Source organism: Cytobacillus gottheilii (genome assembly GCF_018582665.1).
Taxonomy (GTDB): domain Bacteria; phylum Bacillota; class Bacilli; order Bacillales; family Cytobacillaceae; genus Cytobacillus; species Cytobacillus gottheilii.
On record NZ_CP071709.1, the window covers coordinates 2,245,026 to 2,264,624 of the forward strand.

Sequence of the window (19,599 nt, forward strand, 5' to 3'; positions counted from 1 at the left end):
GGGTGGCAGCATTGAAGAGATTTTTTACAATTGGAATGGCAGGACATATTGATCATGGAAAAACAACGTTAACAAAAGCATTAACAAATGTGGACACGGACCGGCTAAAAGAGGAGAAAGAGAGACAAATTTCGATTGAGCTTGGGTTTGCTCCTTTATATGAGGACGATGACCTGCAAATTTCTGTAATTGATGTTCCAGGTCATGAGCGTTTTATCCGGCAAATGATAGCCGGTGTAGCGGGCATTGATCTTGTTGTGCTCGTTGTTGCAGCAGATGAAGGCGTGATGCCGCAGACAAGAGAGCATCTTGAAATACTTGGTTTCCTTGGTATTAAACAGGGGATTGTTGCGATTACGAAAATGGATCGCGTTGAGGAAGAGTTTATAGAGCTTGTACAGGATGATATTAGAGAAGAGCTGGTTGGAACTGTCTTTGAAGGTGCACCTTTCATGTTAACGGATAGTCTCTCCTTAAAAGGTATTACAGAACTGAAAGAAAAGATTATTTGTACACTGAAAGATCAAGACACACGTGATGTAAAAGGTGAATTTCGTCTTCCGATTGATCAGGTGTTTTCTGTTAAAGGGCAGGGAACCGTAGTACGAGGGACTGTTTATGAAGGAGCAGTAGAGGAAGGACGATCACTTACCATCTTGCCAAAGGGCTTAGAAGTACGCGCCCGCCAGCTTCAGGTTCATCATAAGCAAGCATCAGCAGCATTTGCTGGTCAGCGGGTGGCGATTAATCTGGCTGGAGCTGCAAAAGAAGAGATACAGCGCGGAGATGTTCTTGTTTCTTCAGAGCATTTTGCAGTGACACGCACGATTGATGTGAGTATGAAGGTTGTTGAAGATTTGGAGTATATGGTGAAACAGCGGATGCCAATTAAATGTCATATTGGCACTGCAGAAGTGATGGGCAGGATTGTCTTTTTTGATCGAAATGATCTAACAGAGGATCGTGAGGAGATTCTTTGTCAGCTTCGACTTGATGAAGAGATTGTGGCCAAAAGAGGAGATCGCTTTATTTTAAGAAGACCAAGTCCTCAAGAGACAATAGGGGGCGGATGGGTGATTGACCCTAATGGCCGTAAATATCGATTTGGTCTTGGCACCATTGAGGAACTGGATAGGAAAAAGATCGGCACACCAGAAGAGCGGATTATTGATGTATTAACAGAAGAGAAATGTTTGTCTGTGGGAGAGCTGGTTCTGAAAACTTCCTTAGATGAAGAAACGATAAAAGAAATACTGCAAAACGAGCCTTTTGTCCAGGTAAATAAAAGTGATTACACATTGAAAAAACTGCAGCTTTTCATTGAGGAAGAAGTCTATGATCAACTTAACGATTTTCATCAGGAGCATCCTTTAAAGCAAGGATTAAAAAAGGCAGAACTGCTGCAGTCATTTCAGAATCACTATCCGAAATCATTGGTTGAATTTGTTATAAATAAAGGGGAAGAAACAGGGGTTTTTATTCGCAATGGCCAGTTTATCCGTCATCAGCATTTTAATCCTCATGTGCCATCCAATTGGCAGAAGAGGACAGAGAACATGCTGCTGTCACTGCAAAAGGATGAATTGCAGGTTGCTTATTTTACTGACTATTACAATGCTGCAGGATTGCCGGAACATTTGCAGGGAGACTTAAAGAAGTTCCTCCAGGATACAGGAGAAATTGTTCCATTGGATGATGTTTTTTACTTGCATGGAATTCACTTCAGAAATGCAGTTGAAAAGCTTAAACAACAAACAGCCAATGTGTTTGATGTTGGAGAGGCGAAAGAAATCCTGGGACTTTCCCGGAAATATATGATTCCTTTTTTAGAAAAACTAGATGCTTTAGGAATGACTTATCGGGAAGAAAATAAACGAGTCTGGAAGACGTAAGACTGAGCTGGGGAATATGTCTCCAGCTTTTTCTTTGTTGATTAATTCCTATTTTTATCAAGGTTGTTCGGTCTGGATCTTCTTTTTTTATAAATTACATGCACAACTTTTATAAGTACTAGCAGCAATGAACCTGACAAGGCACCAAGTATATAGGCTAGGCTAGGACTAACGATTGAGCTTCCAATGATACTGCCGATCAGTACCATTAGCGCTGCTTGACTCATTCTCCATTGTGAAGTTTTCTTCTCCATTTTATGTGCTCCCTTCCTGTAATCCTTTCTATGTTAGTTAATCTTGATCTGTAAAGATCTTTAATGCTCCTACCAGGATGACGACTGGAAATATTACGTAAACGAATCTTAAAACGGGTATCTCTAAAATAGCACTAATAAATAAGAAAGGAAGCCCAATCATTGTGGTCACTGATAAAAACTTCGTATAACGAATCGCTGAATTTGATACTTCAGGTTCTTCTTGATACATCCACTGTTTACCAACTAACATGCTTTCTTCAGGTTCCAAATACATCCAAATTAGAAAACTGTATACTGGAATCGATATGATAACGGTGAAAAAAATGGTTGTAAACATAATATCCTCCTCCAATGAGATCTGTTCAATATCCTTATCTTACTTTACGTTTTACGAAATAAAAGGTTTCTAATTGTCTGAAAATGTAATTAAGATATTCAAGTTTATCCAGGTTTTTCTATTTCAAACAATATATTTTACAACTAATACCGTTTATTAGATGATATAAGAAAGAATAAAACAACTATGCACCAAATTAAAAAAATCTTTTTCCTGCCTTTATGGGGAAACTAGTATTTCAGCACACTGTTATCATCTTGGAAAAATTTATATATAAGAAAGTTTTTTTAACATAATCATCTTTTTACATTCATTTAAGAAAAGAGGAGAGGCATGAAGTTAAGTGTTTTGGATCAGTCAGTACTAAGCAACGGCAATACCGCACAAGAAACATTGCAAAATACAACAGCATTAGCACAACTGACAGAACAGCTGGGGTTTGTGCGATTTTGGGTAGCGGAGCATCATAATACAGACGGGATTGCAGGTACTTCGCCTGAAATTCTGATTGCTCACCTTGCCGCACATACAAAAAAGATCAAGATAGGTTCTGGAGGGGTTTTACTGCCTCAATATAGTCCATTTAAAGTAGCAGAGAATTTTAAGGTTCTTGAATCCTTATATCCGGGACGCATCGACCTGGGGATCGGCCGTTCACCCGGCGGAAATGCAGAAACGAGGCTCGCATTAACGGATGGTATACGAAAAAGCTTGAATGAATTTCCACGTCAAGTGAGGGATCTGCAGTATTATTTGCAGAAGCAGCAAAAGTTAAATAGTGAAGAAGTACTAGCATACCCACTTACCAAAACAGTGCCTGATCTGTGGCTGCTTGGTATTACCCATCGAGGAGCAAGACTCGCAGCAGAATATGGAACAGCCTTTACATTTGGTCATTTTATTTCACCAGTAAATGGAAAACGAGCCACAGAGTATTATTACAAACATTTTCAGCCATCCCCGCTTCTGGACAAACCTCAGGCAAACATATGTATTTTCGTTATTTGTGCCAATACCCAAGAGGAAGCTGAAGAAATGGCATTAAGTCAGGACATGTGGCTGTTATCGATTGCAAAAGGAGAAAGCACGAAAATTTTAAGTCCAGAAGAAGCAAGAAAAAAAGTGCTTACAGCTGAAGATTATTCGATCATAAAAGAAAACAGAAAACGAATGGTTATCGGGACAAAAGACAGAGTCCGAGAACAACTCTTACGGCTTAGCGAACTGTATCAGACAGAAGAATTCATGATTATTTGCAATGTTTATTCCTTTGAAGACAAAGTGAAAAGCTACGAACTAACAGCAGAATTGTTTTAACAAAGCTGTTTTTGAGAGATGAAAATTCAATTACTTCTTTCATTGCGCTGCGGACTCTCGCTTTTCGAGCGGAGGAAGCTGCGCCTATTCAGCAAGCCTTTGGGACTCACTCTTTCCTCTACTTCCCTCAAGAGTCGAGTGTACTCCGCTCCATCAAACCCGTTTTAAGATTAGGATCGATTTGATGTTTATTAGAATTAGCCAGGACAATTATTTACCAAAAGTTTCATGCGGAAATATTTCATAAATAATCATCCATTTGTCATTTGATTTTCCTCTGGTATTTTGTTTTATAGGTCTATTTACTTATCTATAATGGTATTTAGTAGATTAGTTAGATATATATAGTTATTTATTCTATTTTTGCTAATCTAACCACATTTTTCTCATAGAGTTCAAGCTTGATTTTGAAATACCATAAAGCTAAGAAATAGGACTCTAGGAGGAAGCAGCATGAAGAAACAACTTTTAACCATGGCAGCAACAGCAGGTTTTGTGTTCGCTGGACTTAGCGGACAAGTTAGTGCAAGTGAAAATAACTATCAAGTTTCTACAGGGGATACTCTTTGGAAGATTTCTGTTTCACAGCAAGTATCTGTGCAAAATTTAATTGCCTGGAATCAATTATCAAATGCAACTATTTATCCAGGACAAACTTTATCTTTGGTTGATCCAAATAGTCAGCAGAATATCGCTACAGAGTATACCGTAAAATCTGGAGACAGTCTTTGGTCCATTGCATCTAAGAATAGTCTAACTGTTCAGCAATTAATGAGTTATAACCAATTAACTTCTAATACTATTTATGTTGGTCAAAAATTAAAGCTTTCTGGCACATCATCCAGCCCAATTGTAAATGCCGAGGGAACTACCTATACGGTCAAGTCGGGGGATACATTATGGAATGTTGCTACTCGTCATGGGATCACAGTTACTGCCCTTAAAGCAATGAACAATATGACAGCAGATACGATCTATGTCGGTCAAGTTCTGAATATTAAATCTTCTCCAGAAAGCACAGATGTTTCAAAAGTTTCACAAATCATTACAGAAGCAAAAAAACATATTGGTGTTCCATATGTTTGGGGAGGCACTTCACCTGCAGGATTTGACTGCAGCGGATTTATTCATTATTCCTTCTTAAAAGCTGGTGTAACTATTCCAAGAACGGTTGAAACCATTTGGGCTGCGGCAAAGACGGTAGCAGCACCAAAGGCAGGGGATTTAGTTTTCTTTGAAACGTATAAAAAAGGTCCATCACATGCTGGGATTTATCTGGGCAATAACGAATTTATCCATGCAGGATCTTCAACAGGTGTAACGATCAGCAGCATGAATTCAACTTATTGGAAGCCGCGTTACTTGGGAGCTAAAACTCCATTTTAATGAAAAGAACTAGTTTAATAGCAATTTGAACATCCTTCATCATATTGACAAGCATTTTTGTTGGTTTGCTGCCATGAAATCATAGTTTTCGATTTGGAGAGTTACTTTAAAGGATTTAAAGTTATTTTTTATGAGGAAATTGTAGAAGGAAATGTATTGAAAAAAGGATAGAGTTATTATAGGTGAATGATCATCTATCCTTTTTTCAGCTTTGTACATGGCATTTAAGTAAAGATACGCGAAAATTTATTTCCTCCATCTGCTTTTCCAGCAAACGGCTTCTAATATAAACTGTTTATCCTGATCACTTAATAACCTCCAGCTGCCAGCTCTAATTTTCATGAATATCATCCTTTCATGAGTAATGGATTGCTTGTACCAGTATAATACCTCCATTTAAAACGGCTGAAACAACAAAAATATCTGCATTTTCTGACTATTTTCTTGCTGAAATGTCGAATGGTGAACCAGTAGCAGATTGCAAAAACCTAAGACCCTCAAATGGTCTTAGGTTTTTGCAATCTGCTATATTATTATTTCTTATCTTTAAAAGCTTCCTTTGCGTCGCCCCAAGTTTCCTGCAATTTTCCTTTTGCTTTATCCATGTTACCCTCGGCTTCTTTTTTCTCATTGCCTGTTGCTTTACCGTATACACGTTTAAGTTCGCCTTTAAGTTGATCTTTATTGCCTTCCTGTTGATGATTATTCATGTCGAGTACCTCCTAATAAGTTGTCTATTATTCTATTCCCATATCATTTCGTATTTAAACAGAACCTTTCTATACTTATGTGCGTCTATTGTTTGGTACAATTTAATTCAGCAATGATGACATAGGAGGAATAACGAGTTTTGAAGATAGCAAAAACGTTTAGATTATTAGTGGTGCTGCTAATATTATTTACTGTTGGCTTATTAATCTATCAATATAGTACCGTACCGAAAGAGGATGTACCTCTTCCTGATGGTCTGCATCCAACTGTAGCTTTAAAAAGAGATGAATTGGTGAGTTTAGCAGCAGATAAAGGTATTCAAGTTGTGATTACAGCAGATTTTCGAAGCTATGAAGAGCAGAATCGCCTTTATGAGCAAGGACGCTCAACAGCAGGAAATATTGTTACAAATGCAAAGGGCGGTGAATCCTACCATAATTATGGATTGGCCATTGATTTCGCTCTTATGACAATAGATGGGCAAGTGGTTTGGGATATGGAGTATGATGGAAATGGCAACGGAACTCCAGATTGGGATGAGGTTGTATCCATTGCTAAGGATTTAGGTTTTTCCTGGGGCGGAGATTGGCGGAATTTCAAAGACTATCCTCATTTTCAGATGAACTTCGGATTGTCGATTTCTGAGTTGCAGCGAGGGAAGAGACCGCCAGAATAATTCAATTAAGAAAGGAGAGAGCGTATGATTTTAGGTGCTTATTTATTATTATTAGCTGCTATTGTTTCTGAAGTGTTTGGTTCATCCATGCTAAAGTTATCTGAAGGCTTAAAACGTATAGGTCCTGTTGCAGGTGTCATTGGAGGATACGGAATTGCCTTTTATTTACTTTCACTTACATTGCAGTCCCTCCCGTTAGGACTGGTATATGCAACTTGGAGTGGTCTGGGAACGATTTTAACGGTGTTAATTGGTGTGCTTTTCTTTAAGGATCGTTTAAACAAAAAAGCAATAATGGGTATTGTCCTTCTTGTCGCAGGACTCGTGCTTATGAATGTATCAAAATAGGAGATGAAACTTATGAAGGGAATGTATTATTTAGCAGGTTCTATTATTTTTGAAGCTTTTGGAACGACGATGCTAAAGCTGTCTGATGGTTTTACCAACCTTCTGCCATCAATTGGTGTGGCAGCTGGGTTTCTTTTGGCGTTTCTGCTTTTAAGCTACGCCTTGAAGACAATGAGTTTATCTGTGGCTTATGCGACCTGGTCTGGTGTAGGAACAGCTTTAAGTGTCGTTATTGGCATTTTGCTGTTTGATGAGGGCATTAGCGTTATTAAAGCAGCAGGTGTTTGCCTAGTGATCGGAGGAATCGCCCTGCTAAATACAGCAACACAGGCTCAGCCGGCAGGAAAAGAAGTGGAATAAGACAACCGAGTGTGCTCATAATGTTAAGAAAAATGGCAAAGGATGCTGCAGAAAAAATGTTTAAAAATAGCAATGTACTATTTGTAGTAGTACCCTTTTCTGAAGTTAAACGCTTTCTGATTTTGGAAATGGGTGTGGGTACTGGAGTTTACTATGCCTTTGAAGCTGTTTTTTCAAGCATTCTTGTGAGTATGACTGGCACAATGGCCATTACGGAGGGCTTAAAAAGGGGAATTCCTTTTTTGAGAAAAAAGTGTTATCAACTTCATTATAGGAAATTCTCACGTCAATGGGGGAATGTCTTTTGAAATCCATTAGTTTAAGCATGATTGTGAAAAATGAGGAAGCAGTTATTGAACGCTGTTTGCAATCTGTAAGTGACCTTGTTGATGAGATTATTATCGTTGATACTGGATCAGCCGATCAGACTAAATCGATTTGTTCTAAGTATACAGATCAAATTTTTGATTTCGAATGGGTTGATGATTTTGCGGCAGCTAGGAATTATGCATTTGCTCAGGCAAACTGTGATTATATCTTATGGCTCGATGCAGATGATGTCGTCAGAGAAGAAGATCAGCAGCGTTTTCAAAAGCTTCGTCAAACATTAAATACTGAAATTGATGCTGTATCTATGATCTATCACCTTGCATTTGATTCAGAAAATCATCCAACCTCCAGTTTAAGGCGGTACCGGCTTGTAAAGAGGGAAAAGGGCTTTAAGTGGGTGGGGGCAGTACATGAATATTTAGCCGTAAACGGGAATTTGTATGACAGTGAAATAGCTATTTGTCATTTGCCGCTATCTCATGATGCAGATCGAAATATAAGAATTTATGAAAGAATGCTAGATGAAAAGATTAATTTTACACCAAGGGATTTATTTTATTATGCAAATGAACTGGTTGACCATGGTCAGGCTGAAACGGCGATTGAGTATTATCTGCAGTTCTTATTAACGAAAAATGGCTGGCTGGAGGATAATCTCCGTGCATGTCATAAGCTCGCAGATTGTTTTCAGCAATTAGGGAAAACAGAGGAAGCAATTGGGGCAGTATTACATGCGCTCACCTATACATCACCTCGTCCGAAAAACATGCTGCAGACTTGGCTTTTCTTTTATGGAAAAGGGAGATTTTCAATCGGCTGCTTATTGGTATGAACAAGCTTTAGCAAATATAGATGATCCTAGTGGTCCTTTTTATAACCCTTCCTTTTCTACATGGCTGCCGCTGTTGCAGCTGGCGGTTTGCTATGACAAGCTTGGTGATACTGAAAAAGCAAATGAGTATAACGACCGCGGCTTAACCTTCCGTCCCAATGATGAACGGCTTCTCGCAAATCAGCGTTATTTCAAAGAACTCCTTCAGCCTAAAGAGGTGTGAGTGACATGAAAAAAGTGTTATTGGCCAGTCCTGTTTGTCAAAAGCCCCAGATTCTGAATGAGTTTTTACAGTCTCTAATAGAGTTAAATATGGTTGATATACAGCCTTTTTTTCTGTTTGTGGACGATAACCATAACATTCAATCCTCTCAAATTCTTCATGATTTTACTGCTGAAAATAAGCATAGCATGATTTATAGATCCAATAGCGCGAGCGAGGCATTTATTTGTGATGAAATCACACACTATTGGCAGGATCATCATATATGGAAGGTTGCAGGATTTAAAAATATGATGATAAAAAGTGCACTTGAAAATGATTTTGATTATCTATTTCTGATTGATTCTGACCTTGTGCTTCATCCGCAAACTCTTCAGCAATTACTTTCAGCAAATAAAGATATTATTTCAGAAGTTTTTTGGACTAAATGGAAACCTCATTTACCCGAAATGCCTCAAGTATGGCTAAGAGATGAGTATGAATTGACCAAAATACAGGCGAAATTTTTGACTGAAAACGAAAAAAAGATCCAGGAACATCGATTTATTTCAGAGCTGCATCTGCCTGGCGTATATGAAGTGGGCGGTTTAGGTGCATGCACGTTAATCAGTCGAGATGCACTGCTAAAAGGTGCTTCCTTTGCGGAAATTTCAAACCTATCTTATTGGGGAGAAGACCGTCATTTTTGCATTCGAGCAGCAGCCCTTGGTATTCCGTTGTTCGTTGATACTCATTTTCCAGCCTATCACATTTACAGAGAAGAAGATCTACAAGGAGTGGCAAGCTTTAAGAAAGCCGAGATGAAATTAATTAATGAGAAAAATGAGGACACGATCTTTACCTCTCGTTTCTTTAAAGAGAATGATAATAGCAGTGAAAACTTTGTGTTTAAATTGCCTGATGATTGGTGGAGCCGTTACTATGAATACGAATGGGCAAGTCAGTTTATAAAAGAAACGGATGTTTGTTTAGATGCAGCATGCGGTATTGAGCATCCATTAAAATTTTATTTGAGTGAGTATTGTAAAGAAACACATGCCTGTGATATGGATGAACGGGTATTAAATCATGATTTAATGAAGCAAGAAATACAAACTGTATATGGCGGAGATCCCCAACTTGAAGACATCCTATTTGAAAAGATTAACTTTCAGCATGCAAATCTGATTCATCTTCCGTATGAGCAGAGAAAATTTGATAAAATATTTTGTATTTCAGTACTGGAGCACCTGCCTAAAGGTGATATTGCCAGAGCACTTAAAGAATTTAACACTACTTTAAAAGATGATGGACTTATTATATTAACTTTCGATTTCCCAACTATAGAACTTGATTATTTAATGACTTGTATCGAGGAAGCAGGATTAGCTTTTGCCGGAGAAGTTGATACAAATTTATATGACGATAGTTTGCATACCGCAACTTGGGGCGGATTATGCTGTTTCCGGGCGGTGTTGCGGAAAGAAAAATCCATTGCAAGATTTCAGTACAAAGACTGGTGGGAAGCTAATTATGCAGAAGGCGGAACATCAGGTTTAGGATCCTATGGGGAGCTTGCAGAGTTTAAGGCAGATGTAGTGAACACGTTTATTGAGGAGCATAAGATTCAAAGTGTTATAGAATTTGGATGTGGAGATGGAAATCAGCTGCAATATATGAATTATCCAGTATACCAAGGGTTTGATATTTCAGAATCAGCGGTTAATATGTGTAAAGATAAATTTAAAGATGATGAAACAAAGAGTTTTATCCATTATAATCCCGAATTTTTTGATGCTAAATCTGTCAGTGCCGACCTCGTTGTATGTTTGGACGTATTATATCATATCATCGATGAAGAAGACTTTCAGCGGACGTTAACACATATATTTAACTGCTCTAATTCTTATGTGATTCTCTATACGAGAATTACCAATGAGATTGAAGAAGAAATTGCACCTACTATTAAAGACCGGGATATTCTTAAACGGCTTGAAGCTTTTGAAGAATTTACCGTGATAGGGGTCATAAAACAAAAGTATCCCAGTCTTTCATCGGCAGATTTTATTTTATTAGAAAAGAAATGTATGGAATAGTAACTACAGAAAAACAGGACACTGCCTTAGCTGTGACTGTTTTTTTTTCTCAATTTTTCTGCATTATTTCCCCTTTAAAAAAACAATAAAATCACAAACCAAGAAGTCAATTGAAATCAGTCGCTATGCCTATAGCAAATCATAAAAACAAGCATATTTTAATTATTAAGCGGACAAGAGTAAACATAATTTTAAAAAACAGATATGCAAGGAGTGAAAAGATTTGAAAATCATGACCATCTTAGGGACGAGACCGGAAATCATTCGCTTAAGTCTCATCATAAAAAAGCTTGATGTGCTTGCGGATCAGCATGTTCTTGTCCATACAGGTCAGAACTTCACAGAAAATTTAAGTGATGTCTTCTTTAAAGAACTGGGTATCCGAAAGCCAGATTATATTTTCTTGAAGAATCAGCATTCTTTAGGCAATCAACTGGCTGTCATATATGAAAAATTAGAAGAAGTACTACTCACTGAAAAGCCGGATAAGATTTTGGTGCTAGGTGATACAAATAGTGGTCTTAGTGCGATCCTTGCTGAAAGAATGGGTATTCCTGTTTACCATATGGAAGCTGGAAACCGCTGTTTTGACCTCGAAGTACCGGAGGAAAAGAACCGCAGAGTAATTGATGCGATTTCATCTATAAATCTGCCATATACACCGCAAAGCAAGGAAAACTTAGTGCGTGAAGGTTTTCCGCGCCACAAAATTTATGTGACGGGAAATCCAATTTTTGAAGTGCTGAAATCTTACGAAAGTGTAATTGATTCTAGTGAAATTTTACAAGACCTTGGACTTGAGAAAAGTGACTATTTTCTCGTTACTACACATCGAGCTGAAAATGTAGATGATAAACATCGGTTATTTGAGATTTTAGAGAGCTTAAATATGATTGCTGAGGCATATCAAAAAAGAGTAATTTGCAGCATTCACCCTCGGACAAGATCTAAACTGGAAACACAGGAACACTTTAAACTTCACCATCTTGTTGAATTCCACGAGCCATTTGGATTCTTTGACTTTGTGAAGCTTGAAAAGAATGCCTATTGTGTCTTAACAGATAGCGGCACAGTACAAGAAGAGTGCTGCTTATTTCATGTGCCGGCAGTAACGGTGCGCAAGACAACAGAAAGGCCGGAAACGATTGCATGCGGAAGCAATATGTTATCTGGTCTGGAAGCATCGCAAATATTCAATTGTGTAAAAGTCATGACAAGTCAAAGTAAAACCTGGAGTTTTCCAGATGGATATAGAGATCGGAATGTATCAGATAAAGTAATTAAAATATTGCTAGGAGGATTCGACCGTGTACAAAGATAAAGTTATTTTAGTTACTGGAGGTACAGGCTCGTGGGGATATGAGCTTGTTTCACAGCTATTAACCTATGACCCCAAGGAAATTAGAATACTATCCAGAAATGAATCCAACCAATTTACAATGAAGCAGGAGTTTAATCATCATCCAAAACTTCATTTTATTATTGGTGATATAAAAGAGAAGGATTCTCTGATTTATGCCTGCCAGGGTGTAGAATATGTTTTTCATTTAGCAGCATTAAAGCATGTGCCTGTCTGTGAAGATCAGCCGATGGAAGCATTGAAAACGAATGTGATTGGCACTCAAAATGTGATCGATGCTGCCATAGCCTGTCATGTGAAAAATGTCGTATATATATCAACTGACAAGGCATCTAATCCTTCAAACTTTTATGGTCTATCAAAAGCTATGGGTGAGAAGCTGATCATTCATGCTAATACGTTGAATACGGAAACAAAGTTTGTTTGTATCCGCGGCGGAAATGTTTTAGGAACAAATGGAAGTGTAATCCATGTGTTTAAAAGACAAATTCAAGAGCAGAAAAAAATTGGGATCACCGATATGAAAATGACCCGTTTCTTCTTAACGGTTCAAGAAGCGATTCAACTTGTGTTTAAAGCTGTTTCAGAAAGTGTTGGCGGCGAAATCTTTGTCATGAAAATGCCAGCCTGCAAGATTATTGATCTTGCAGAAATTTTAATTGAGAAAAGCGGAGAGGACGTTGATATTGAAATCTTAGGTGTCCGTCCCGGTGAGAAAATTCATGAGTTGCTATTATCAGAATATGAAAGTACGATGACAGTTGTTTATGATGAAGAATATTTCGTCATTCTGCCTTCTATTTATATTGAAGGAGTCAAAGAACGCTACAAAAACTTCAATAAGGTTAATCTTGAAGAATACAATTCTGGCACAACCTTAATGACGAAAGCTGAAATTAAGCAGATGCTTGAGGAAGGCGGGTTTATTGAATGAAGCTGTTAGTTTTTGGCGGAACAGGAATGGCTGGTCATATGATCATCCGCTATTTCCAGCAGCTACCGGAATATGAAGTATATTATACGACAAGAGATCAGTCAGATTCTAAAGGAATATATGTGGATGTAACAGACTCAACGAGTGTCGAGAAAGTAATTGAGACGGTGAAACCTGATATTAGCATTAATTGTATTGGGATTCTCAATGCACATGCAGAACGGGAAACAAAGCTTGCTTTCCAGGTAAACAGTCTTTTGCCGCACCAGCTTGCCAAACTCATGGAAAGAAGTGATGGCAAACTGATTCATATCAGTACGGATTGCGTCTTTTCCGGCAGTAAAGGTGATTACACTGAAACAGATCCGACCGATGGAACATCTATTTATGCTCAATCCAAGCAGCTTGGAGAAGTGTTCAGTGACAGGCATTTAACGATCCGCACTTCTATCATTGGTCCAGAATTAAAAGAGGATGGCATTGGACTATTCCTCTGGTTTATGAAACAGCAGGGAACCATCAAAGGCTTTGAGAAGGTAATGTGGAATGGCGTTACCACACTTGAACTCGCAAAAGCCATTCACTATATGATTGAAAACAATGTTTCCGGACTCTATCATTTGGGTTCGCCAGATAAAATATCTAAACATGAACTCCTGAGGATGATTCAGGAAATCTACCGAAAAACAGACGTAACGATTATACCGGATCAAACCATGATCCAGGACCGATCCATTCGGAATACTAGAGCAGACGTTGGTTATCAGATACAAGGGTACCGTGAGATGCTGGAAGAGATGAGAGGGTTTTAGGGGACAGGTTCCTTGATCCCAAATGGGTTTTAAGGGACAGGTTCCCTGACCCAATAAAAAACTATTAACCGGATATTGGTTAATAGTTTTTCTTGTTGTTATAAGAGATATTAAAGAGGAAGCATCTCTATTGGAAAATAGAAATTGCAAGTAGTGTCGGTGGTGAGGGAATTGTCATTGATTTATACGCGAATCCTTACATTGATAAATTTATAATATATAAATGAGTTTAAGTACTTATTACAGTTACTGAGTAATGTAATACAGTCTATATTCTAAAAATGAGAAAAACCGTCCTTAGCTGGACGGTTACTTTTGTTTGAGAAATTGTACCTTGTTTAATATTAATGCTTGGTAACTAACTCAAAGAAACCCCATCAAACAGCTCCGCCCAATGAGCATCATTTGCATCCCAAATCTCATCATTGGGCATTTCTGCAACGGTCACGTTTGGTATATTCCAAAAGTGTTCGCTCATTGTTTGCACAGGCTGATGGTTTACAACAAGCAGTTCGAAATCCCCGCTGCACTTTTGCGCAAGGATCTGCTGCAGTACTTCAATTTCCTCTTTGCTGCCTTCTGTTCGGATAAATAAAATCCGCTTGCTGGTTCTTAGTTTTTCATTGAAACGGGCTATGCGGCGGTCGTATTTTTCTTTCACTGTATCGTATCCCCCAAGCTGTTCTAAAGAGTTTTGATCCGTTTTAAAATCATGGTTAAAGCCAATATCATAATAGGAATCCCAAACATACAGATCAGTAGAGGACAGGTATTTTACAGGCTGTAAATGCTGAAAATTTAAAAAATCCTTAAAATCATTGGCGATTAATGAATTGATGTTTCCTAAATTTGGCGACCCAACCCAATCAAGCACACCTGAAAAAGGCCGCAGCTGAAACTTGCGAAGCTGCATACTGGCAAGACAGAGATGACCTAAACTAAATGTAGCATCATATTCACCCTTTATTTGCTGAAAACGCATACGTATCACCTTCTTTCAGTAGGAATTAAGATAAATCATTTTTTATAGCGTTGTACGCTGCTTTTAATCCATATTTCATATCCATTTCAGGAATCCATTCTAGCACGTGAATGGTATGTTCATTGTTTAAACAGCTATGCTCAATATCTCCTGGTCTGCTGTTCGAATAGACGATTTCAATATCTTCATGATGCAGTTCTTTTAAAATGTCAGCGACCTCTTGAATCGACGTTGGTTTGCCCGTACTCACATGAAGGGTTTGTCCGTTTCCGTTAGAAATAGCAGCCAAATTGGCTTTTACCACATCTCCTACGTAAATAAAATCTCTTGTTTGCCTGCCATCACCATGCAGAGTTAATGGTTGGCTATTTTTTAACCTATTTAAAAAGACCGCAACAACTCCGCCTTCACCTTTAGGTGTTTGACGGGGACCATACACGTTGCCGTAGCGAAGGATCGTTATTGGCAGGTTATAAAGTTCATGATAGATGCGGATATAGTTTTCAGCAGCGAATTTTGAGAGTCCGTAGTAGGATATAGGCAAAGCAGGATCTTCTATTGAAATATTACTCTTGTTTAAGTTGCCGTATACTGCGGATGTGGAAGAGAAAATAATTTTGCAGTCACCAGCTTCGCGGCAAGCCTCAAGCATATTAATCGTTCCAATAATATTTATTTCGGCGTCATTTTGCGGATCGCTTATTGACCGAGATACATCAGCTTGTGCTGCAAGGTGGAATAGAAAATCGGGCTTTTCTTTTAAAATTACATTTTTGGCATCAGCACTGCAAATATCCAGATGATGAAATAGTGCACCGTCTGGAATGTATTTGGTATAACCTGAAGATAAATTATCAATAATATGAACTTCAAAATCTAATTTTAAAAGTTCTTCTGCCAGCTGAGAGCCAATAAAACCTGCACCGCCTGTTACAAAAGCTTTTTTCAAATCAATCAGTCTCCCTCTTTTTTTCCAGTATATGTTTGGCTTTGTTATTCGGAGTGGGAGAGAGACCTAACGTTGGTGAAAACAGGCAATATTAAGAGTGAATGTTATAAAATCTGAATGGCACTTATAGCTTCAGTATAAAGGCCAAGTAAATCCTCTGCTTCTGCTTCAGGATCCCAATGCTGATTGGCCCATTCACGTGCACGGACTCCCACATTATTTCTGTAGTCATCATGCTCTAATAGATAAGCGATATGCTCACATAATGCTTCAGCATTGGCTGGCGGCACCAATACTCCGGTCATCCCATGCTCCATCATTTCCGGCACACCGCCAACTTCGCTCGCGATGACCGCTGTTCCGCTTATTTGTGCCTCAATGATTGAAAGCGGCTGATTATCAAGAAGTGTTGGATGTATTAATAAATCTGCCTGTGACAAGAGGGAAGGAATATCCGATCTGTTTCCGATAAAATGAACGACATCACTTAAATTCATAGTGGATACTAGCTGTTTGTATTCTTCGCCCTGTGGTCCATCACCGGCAATCCAGCAAATCCAATCGTTTCGTAAGGTATTTAATTTATGAAGTGATTCTATTAGATAAGGAACACCTTTGAAATCATTTAGCCTTCCGCTATATAAAATTAACTTTTTATCGGCTGGTTTACTTAATTGAGAAGGGATTGCCTGCATTTCTATGAATTTTTGAATATCATAACCATAATGCCGTTTGATTACTTGATTGACATCTACCCCGTATTCATTACAAAGTTTTGAAATCATCCATTGATTAGCAAGAATTGTTTTATAAGCAGCTGATGCACCATTATGTTCTAACTGATTAAGATATTGACTGGCAAGAATAGATACCCGATCCTGTTTGCCGTGATAGAAGCTTTTTTTGATTTCATCGGCAACACAGCCATGTAAAGTAGCGATGTGGGCAGTACCCACAGGTTTGATTTGGCCAAATACATATGATGAAAGGACATCCTGGGTATGAATTAAATCATATTGTTCAAGTTCCATCTGGCTCATTGCTTTTTTATAAAAATCAATTTGATTTTCATAAAATGCAACTGTTGCATCAATGTAGTGATGCACCGGTTTTGGGATAAATCCTATTTGCGCTTTTGTCAGCATTTTTCCGCTTGAGATAAAACAAATATGGCTGGCCTTGATCCCATACCCGGCTATTTCAACTTCATGCCCTCTATTCTCAAGCTTCTTTTTTAATTGATTCATATAATTCCATACACCGCCAAGATGGGGGATTTCCCAAAAAGTAGCTAACAAAATCTTCAAGTTAAGCACTCCTTTTTTAAATTCTTTAATAGGATATGTTTTCTTCCGGCAGGAATGTCGGCTATGTAGCCTTATAAAGAAAAAGGAGCAAGCAAATGAAGTTTACTCCTATATAACTATTGATTAGTTAGAATATGCAGCAGCACTGAATGATTCAGGTCCTACCCTTGTTGGTGCGATTGATACTCCGCCAGGAATACTGATATATGCCTGGTAAACTAAGAAATTGTCTGGCGCAGGAGGGTTGAAATCTGCTCCGTTTAAGGAAATAACGGTTCTGGAAGCAACACCTAAACCTGCGACAGCAAGAGTTGGTGCTGCTGAGTATACAAGTGTGCTAACTCCACCTGAAACGCGATAAATCTGAATAGTAATTGGCTGTAATAAAGAAAGTAATGAAGTTACTGCAGCAGTAAAAGCAAATTCAACTCTAATAGGACCAGTAGCTCCAGCTGTATTTAATCCAAGTGAGCCAAACAGCGTTGGTGTTGTTGTTACTGGAATGGAAATGGAGTTATTAAAGCTTGCATTCTGTGAAGTTTGTGCATCTAAAAAAGTTCCCATTTCTACTCACCTCCTTTGTACATGCTATATCTTATGTAAGCTGCAGCAAATGGTTTGGACAGGTGTAGTTGAGCATCTTGCCTTTTTAATTCTGTTGCCAGACTGCCCTCAACATTAAATGGAAGTATCATATCCTACTAAAAAAGGCATGAAAGGGTATGTAGAATGCAAAAGGAGAGAGGATTTGCTAAAAGTAAAAGAGAAACCATTCTAATTACAGGAGGGAATGGGTTTACTGGCAGGCATGCCTGTCGTTATTTTATGGAAAATGATTATAACGTTGTTAGTGTTGTTAGAAGCGATGTGGGAGAAGTTCAAGGAGTTCAAGTGGAAATTTGCGACTTAACAGATGCCAAAAGATTAAATAATCTAATAAAACGCATTAAACCAGAGTATGTTTTACATTTGGCAGGTCAGAGTAATGCGAATGAATCATGGACCGCTCCTATTCATTATATAGATTCAAATGTCATGGCTACTTTGTTTTTATTAGAAGCTTTACGTGAGCATGCACCACTTTGTAAAGTGGTTATTACAGGTTCAATATTGCAATACCCTATAAATCAATCAGAACTGCCTCCACATCCATATAGTTTGAGTAAAACCCTTCAAGTTTTTGCTGCAAGATCTTGGGCACAGTACTATGATTTAAACATTGTTATAGCTAAACCTACAAATTTAATAGGTCCTGGCCCTTCAACTGGTGTATGTTCCATTCTAGCAGAGCGTATAGCACATTACGAAAAGACAGGTGAAAATAAGATTCTTGCGAATATAGACTTGGAAGCAGAGCGTGTATTCTTAGATGTACGTGATGCAGTAAAAGCATATCATCAATTATTTATTAGTGGAAAAACGGGTCATGAGTATGAGGTTTCTTTTGGGACGCAAGCTTCACTCGGCAAAGTGGTTGGTATATTATCGTCATTATCCCATGAAAGTTTTGAATTTCCTGAAACTAGAAAATCAATACAGCGAGTATATGTAGATAGTGATATTGGGTGTTCTGTGTCCCACACACTAGAAGAATCACTTGTAGATACATTAAAATATTTTCGGAATTTAGGAAATGGCTAAGCTATTGTCCCTTTCAATTATAGGCAAGCATGCATACGATATAAGAAGTACAAAGAGGACAAGGCTTAAAACTGAATATCATTATAAGGAAGGGGAAAAGAATGGGACCAAAGGTATCAATTATTATTCCTTTTTACAACTGTGCTTATATTGATCAATCTATACAAAGTGCTTTAAATCAAACTTATAAAAACATTGAAATAATCGTTGTAGATGACGGTTCTTTCGCTTATATGGAAAAAATCCAACCGTATTTAAACAGTATTCGATATGTTAAAAAAGAAAATGGCGGAACAGCAACAGCCCTAAATTACGGAGTTTCAATCGCTAAAGGAAGTTATGTAGCTTGGCTTAGCTCTGACGATTATTTTCTACCTGAGAAAATTGAGAAACAGTTAGATTTTATGTTAAAGAGAAATGCCAAGGCAAGCTTTACAAATTATGATTGTGTTGATGAGAATAACCACATAATCACCAAATTTACAGGAATGAGATTTCAGAGCACAGAACAAGTGTATGAATCTTACCTTAAATACAATACAATAAATGGGTGTACTGTATTAATAGATAAAAATGAATTAAAGAGATTCGGTATCTTTAATCCTACATTTAGATACACACATGATTATGAATTGTGGTTTAAAATGCTAGTAAACGGAGTGGATTTTTATTATTTAGATGAAAACTTAACTAAATTCAGGCAACATTCACAATCCGGTACCTCAATGCACCAAGATCAAATGCGTGCGGAAATGGCTATTATTGAAGAAATGTATAGGCCATTATTATTAGCTAAATTGCAAAACATTAAGTGAGTATTCTTAAACGTATGTCAGTGGATAACTGACTTTTTTTTTTGGAGAGATTTAT

Annotated in this window: 20 protein-coding genes and 1 pseudogene; 14 read left to right on the top strand and 7 right to left on the bottom strand. The window is 37.9% G+C overall.

The window, feature by feature from the left end; all coding sequences use genetic code 11:
- The first annotated feature begins 11 nt into the window (after nucleotides 1-11).
- Entirely contained in the window at nucleotides 12-1,892 is a 1,881-nt protein-coding gene (selB, locus tag J1899_RS11125) for a selenocysteine-specific translation elongation factor (protein ID WP_214478691.1), read from the top strand.
- Between the two features lie 41 nt (nucleotides 1,893-1,933).
- Here selB and J1899_RS11130 read toward each other — a convergent pair whose 3' ends face one another.
- Entirely contained in the window at nucleotides 1,934-2,146 is a 213-nt protein-coding gene (locus J1899_RS11130; RefSeq protein WP_214478692.1) for a hypothetical protein, read from the bottom strand.
- A gap of 37 nt (nucleotides 2,147-2,183) precedes the next feature.
- Nucleotides 2,184-2,486 (bottom strand): hypothetical protein, encoded by a 303-nt coding sequence (locus J1899_RS11135; protein WP_214478693.1) that lies wholly within the window; start codon nucleotides 2,484-2,486, stop codon nucleotides 2,184-2,186.
- A 333-nt stretch (nucleotides 2,487-2,819) separates the two neighbouring features.
- Between J1899_RS11135 and J1899_RS11140 the strand changes: the two genes are divergently transcribed.
- Together J1899_RS11140 and J1899_RS11145 are read left to right on the top strand one after the other, a co-directional pair.
- Nucleotides 2,820-3,803: an LLM class flavin-dependent oxidoreductase gene (locus J1899_RS11140; RefSeq protein ID WP_214478694.1), complete on the top strand. Its 984-nt coding sequence runs from the start codon at nucleotides 2,820-2,822 to the stop codon at nucleotides 3,801-3,803.
- A gap of 453 nt (nucleotides 3,804-4,256) precedes the next feature.
- Nucleotides 4,257-5,189, top strand: coding sequence for a C40 family peptidase (locus J1899_RS11145; RefSeq protein ID WP_214478695.1), 933 nt, complete (start codon nucleotides 4,257-4,259; stop codon nucleotides 5,187-5,189).
- 533 nt (nucleotides 5,190-5,722) lie between these two features.
- On the opposite strand, the gene J1899_RS11150 is transcribed toward J1899_RS11145, so the two are convergent.
- Complete coding sequence (locus J1899_RS11150) at nucleotides 5,723-5,899, bottom strand: CsbD family protein (protein WP_066445829.1); 177 nt, start codon at nucleotides 5,897-5,899, stop codon at nucleotides 5,723-5,725.
- Between the two features lie 140 nt (nucleotides 5,900-6,039).
- On the opposite strand from J1899_RS11150, the gene J1899_RS11155 reads away from it, so the two are divergent.
- The 9 genes and pseudogenes from J1899_RS11155 to J1899_RS11195 all read left to right on the top strand — a co-directional run bounded on the left by J1899_RS11155 (nucleotide 6,040) and on the right by J1899_RS11195 (nucleotide 13,850).
- Nucleotides 6,040-6,576 (top strand): M15 family metallopeptidase, encoded by a 537-nt coding sequence (locus J1899_RS11155; protein WP_214478696.1) that lies wholly within the window; start codon nucleotides 6,040-6,042, stop codon nucleotides 6,574-6,576.
- Between the two features lie 27 nt (nucleotides 6,577-6,603).
- Entirely contained in the window at nucleotides 6,604-6,924 is a 321-nt protein-coding gene (locus tag J1899_RS11160) for a DMT family transporter (RefSeq protein ID WP_281420735.1), read from the top strand.
- 12 nt (nucleotides 6,925-6,936) lie between these two features.
- Nucleotides 6,937-7,284: a DMT family transporter gene (locus J1899_RS11165; protein ID WP_066445819.1), complete on the top strand. Its 348-nt coding sequence runs from the start codon at nucleotides 6,937-6,939 to the stop codon at nucleotides 7,282-7,284.
- Between the two features lie 20 nt (nucleotides 7,285-7,304).
- A complete protein-coding gene (locus J1899_RS11170; RefSeq protein ID WP_214478698.1) occupies nucleotides 7,305-7,592 on the top strand; it encodes a hypothetical protein in 288 nt (95 codons plus the stop codon).
- A pseudogene (locus J1899_RS11175) lies at nucleotides 7,589-8,669 on the top strand (tetratricopeptide repeat-containing glycosyltransferase family 2 protein). The gene J1899_RS11170 and the pseudogene J1899_RS11175 overlap by 4 nt, the downstream one beginning before the upstream one ends.
- A gap of 5 nt (nucleotides 8,670-8,674) precedes the next feature.
- A complete protein-coding gene (locus tag J1899_RS11180; RefSeq protein WP_214478699.1) occupies nucleotides 8,675-10,744 on the top strand; it encodes a methyltransferase domain-containing protein in 2,070 nt (689 codons plus the stop codon).
- Between the two features lie 223 nt (nucleotides 10,745-10,967).
- Nucleotides 10,968-12,065 carry a non-hydrolyzing UDP-N-acetylglucosamine 2-epimerase gene (wecB, locus tag J1899_RS11185; protein WP_214478700.1) on the top strand — a complete coding sequence of 366 codons (1,098 nt, stop codon included), beginning with the start codon at nucleotides 10,968-10,970 and terminating at the stop codon, nucleotides 12,063-12,065.
- Nucleotides 12,052-13,038, top strand: coding sequence for a polysaccharide biosynthesis protein (locus J1899_RS11190; RefSeq protein ID WP_214478701.1), 987 nt, complete (start codon nucleotides 12,052-12,054; stop codon nucleotides 13,036-13,038). Before wecB ends, J1899_RS11190 begins: the two co-directional genes overlap by 14 nt.
- On the top strand, nucleotides 13,035-13,850 hold the full coding sequence (locus J1899_RS11195; RefSeq protein WP_214478702.1) for a dTDP-4-dehydrorhamnose reductase family protein: 816 nt from the start codon (nucleotides 13,035-13,037) through the stop codon (nucleotides 13,848-13,850). Before J1899_RS11190 ends, J1899_RS11195 begins: the two co-directional genes overlap by 4 nt.
- Before the next feature lie 358 nt (nucleotides 13,851-14,208).
- Here the strand turns inward: J1899_RS11195 and J1899_RS11200 are convergent, their stop codons facing one another.
- From J1899_RS11200 to J1899_RS11215, 4 genes are all read right to left on the bottom strand, one after another.
- Nucleotides 14,209-14,832: a DUF1796 family putative cysteine peptidase gene (locus J1899_RS11200; protein WP_214478703.1), complete on the bottom strand. Its 624-nt coding sequence runs from the start codon at nucleotides 14,830-14,832 to the stop codon at nucleotides 14,209-14,211.
- A 25-nt stretch (nucleotides 14,833-14,857) separates the two neighbouring features.
- Complete coding sequence (locus tag J1899_RS11205; protein WP_214478704.1) at nucleotides 14,858-15,781, bottom strand: NAD-dependent epimerase/dehydratase family protein; 924 nt, start codon at nucleotides 15,779-15,781, stop codon at nucleotides 14,858-14,860.
- 104 nt (nucleotides 15,782-15,885) lie between these two features.
- A complete protein-coding gene (locus J1899_RS11210; RefSeq protein WP_214478705.1) occupies nucleotides 15,886-17,088 on the bottom strand; it encodes a glycosyltransferase family 4 protein in 1,203 nt (400 codons plus the stop codon).
- A gap of 123 nt (nucleotides 17,089-17,211) precedes the next feature.
- Complete coding sequence (locus J1899_RS11215; protein ID WP_214473702.1) at nucleotides 17,212-17,652, bottom strand: hypothetical protein; 441 nt, start codon at nucleotides 17,650-17,652, stop codon at nucleotides 17,212-17,214.
- Between the two features lie 165 nt (nucleotides 17,653-17,817).
- Here J1899_RS11215 and J1899_RS11220 point away from each other — a divergent pair, with 165 nt between their 5' ends.
- Entirely contained in the window at nucleotides 17,818-18,729 is a 912-nt protein-coding gene (locus tag J1899_RS11220; RefSeq protein WP_214473703.1) for an NAD-dependent epimerase/dehydratase family protein, read from the top strand.
- 101 nt (nucleotides 18,730-18,830) lie between these two features.
- Nucleotides 18,831-19,544: a glycosyltransferase gene (locus J1899_RS11225; RefSeq protein ID WP_214473704.1), complete on the top strand. Its 714-nt coding sequence runs from the start codon at nucleotides 18,831-18,833 to the stop codon at nucleotides 19,542-19,544.
- The last annotated feature ends 55 nt before the right edge of the window (nucleotides 19,545-19,599 follow it).

What these genes read in the sequence shown, in the direction of transcription:
- J1899_RS11200 (WP_214478703.1), bottom strand. Translation starts at nt 14,832, where the DNA reads ATGCGTTTTCAGCAAATAAAGGGTGAATATGATGCTACATTTAGTTTA.
- J1899_RS11135 (WP_214478693.1), bottom strand. Translation starts at nt 2,486, where the DNA reads ATGTTTACAACCATTTTTTTCACCGTTATCATATCGATTCCAGTATAC.
- J1899_RS11215 (WP_214473702.1), bottom strand. Translation starts at nt 17,652, where the DNA reads ATGGGAACTTTTTTAGATGCACAAACTTCACAGAATGCAAGCTTTAAT.
- J1899_RS11150 (WP_066445829.1), bottom strand. Translation starts at nt 5,899, where the DNA reads ATGAATAATCATCAACAGGAAGGCAATAAAGATCAACTTAAAGGCGAA.
- J1899_RS11195 (WP_214478702.1), top strand. Translation starts at nt 13,035, where the DNA reads ATGAAGCTGTTAGTTTTTGGCGGAACAGGAATGGCTGGTCATATGATC.
- J1899_RS11165 (WP_066445819.1), top strand. Translation starts at nt 6,937, where the DNA reads ATGAAGGGAATGTATTATTTAGCAGGTTCTATTATTTTTGAAGCTTTT.
- J1899_RS11170 (WP_214478698.1), top strand. Translation starts at nt 7,305, where the DNA reads ATGTTAAGAAAAATGGCAAAGGATGCTGCAGAAAAAATGTTTAAAAAT.
- J1899_RS11145 (WP_214478695.1), top strand. Translation starts at nt 4,257, where the DNA reads ATGAAGAAACAACTTTTAACCATGGCAGCAACAGCAGGTTTTGTGTTC.
- J1899_RS11225 (WP_214473704.1), top strand. Translation starts at nt 18,831, where the DNA reads ATGGGACCAAAGGTATCAATTATTATTCCTTTTTACAACTGTGCTTAT.
- J1899_RS11130 (WP_214478692.1), bottom strand. Translation starts at nt 2,146, where the DNA reads ATGGAGAAGAAAACTTCACAATGGAGAATGAGTCAAGCAGCGCTAATG.
- J1899_RS11220 (WP_214473703.1), top strand. Translation starts at nt 17,818, where the DNA reads ATGCAAAAGGAGAGAGGATTTGCTAAAAGTAAAAGAGAAACCATTCTA.
- J1899_RS11140 (WP_214478694.1), top strand. Translation starts at nt 2,820, where the DNA reads ATGAAGTTAAGTGTTTTGGATCAGTCAGTACTAAGCAACGGCAATACC.
- J1899_RS11180 (WP_214478699.1), top strand. Translation starts at nt 8,675, where the DNA reads ATGAAAAAAGTGTTATTGGCCAGTCCTGTTTGTCAAAAGCCCCAGATT.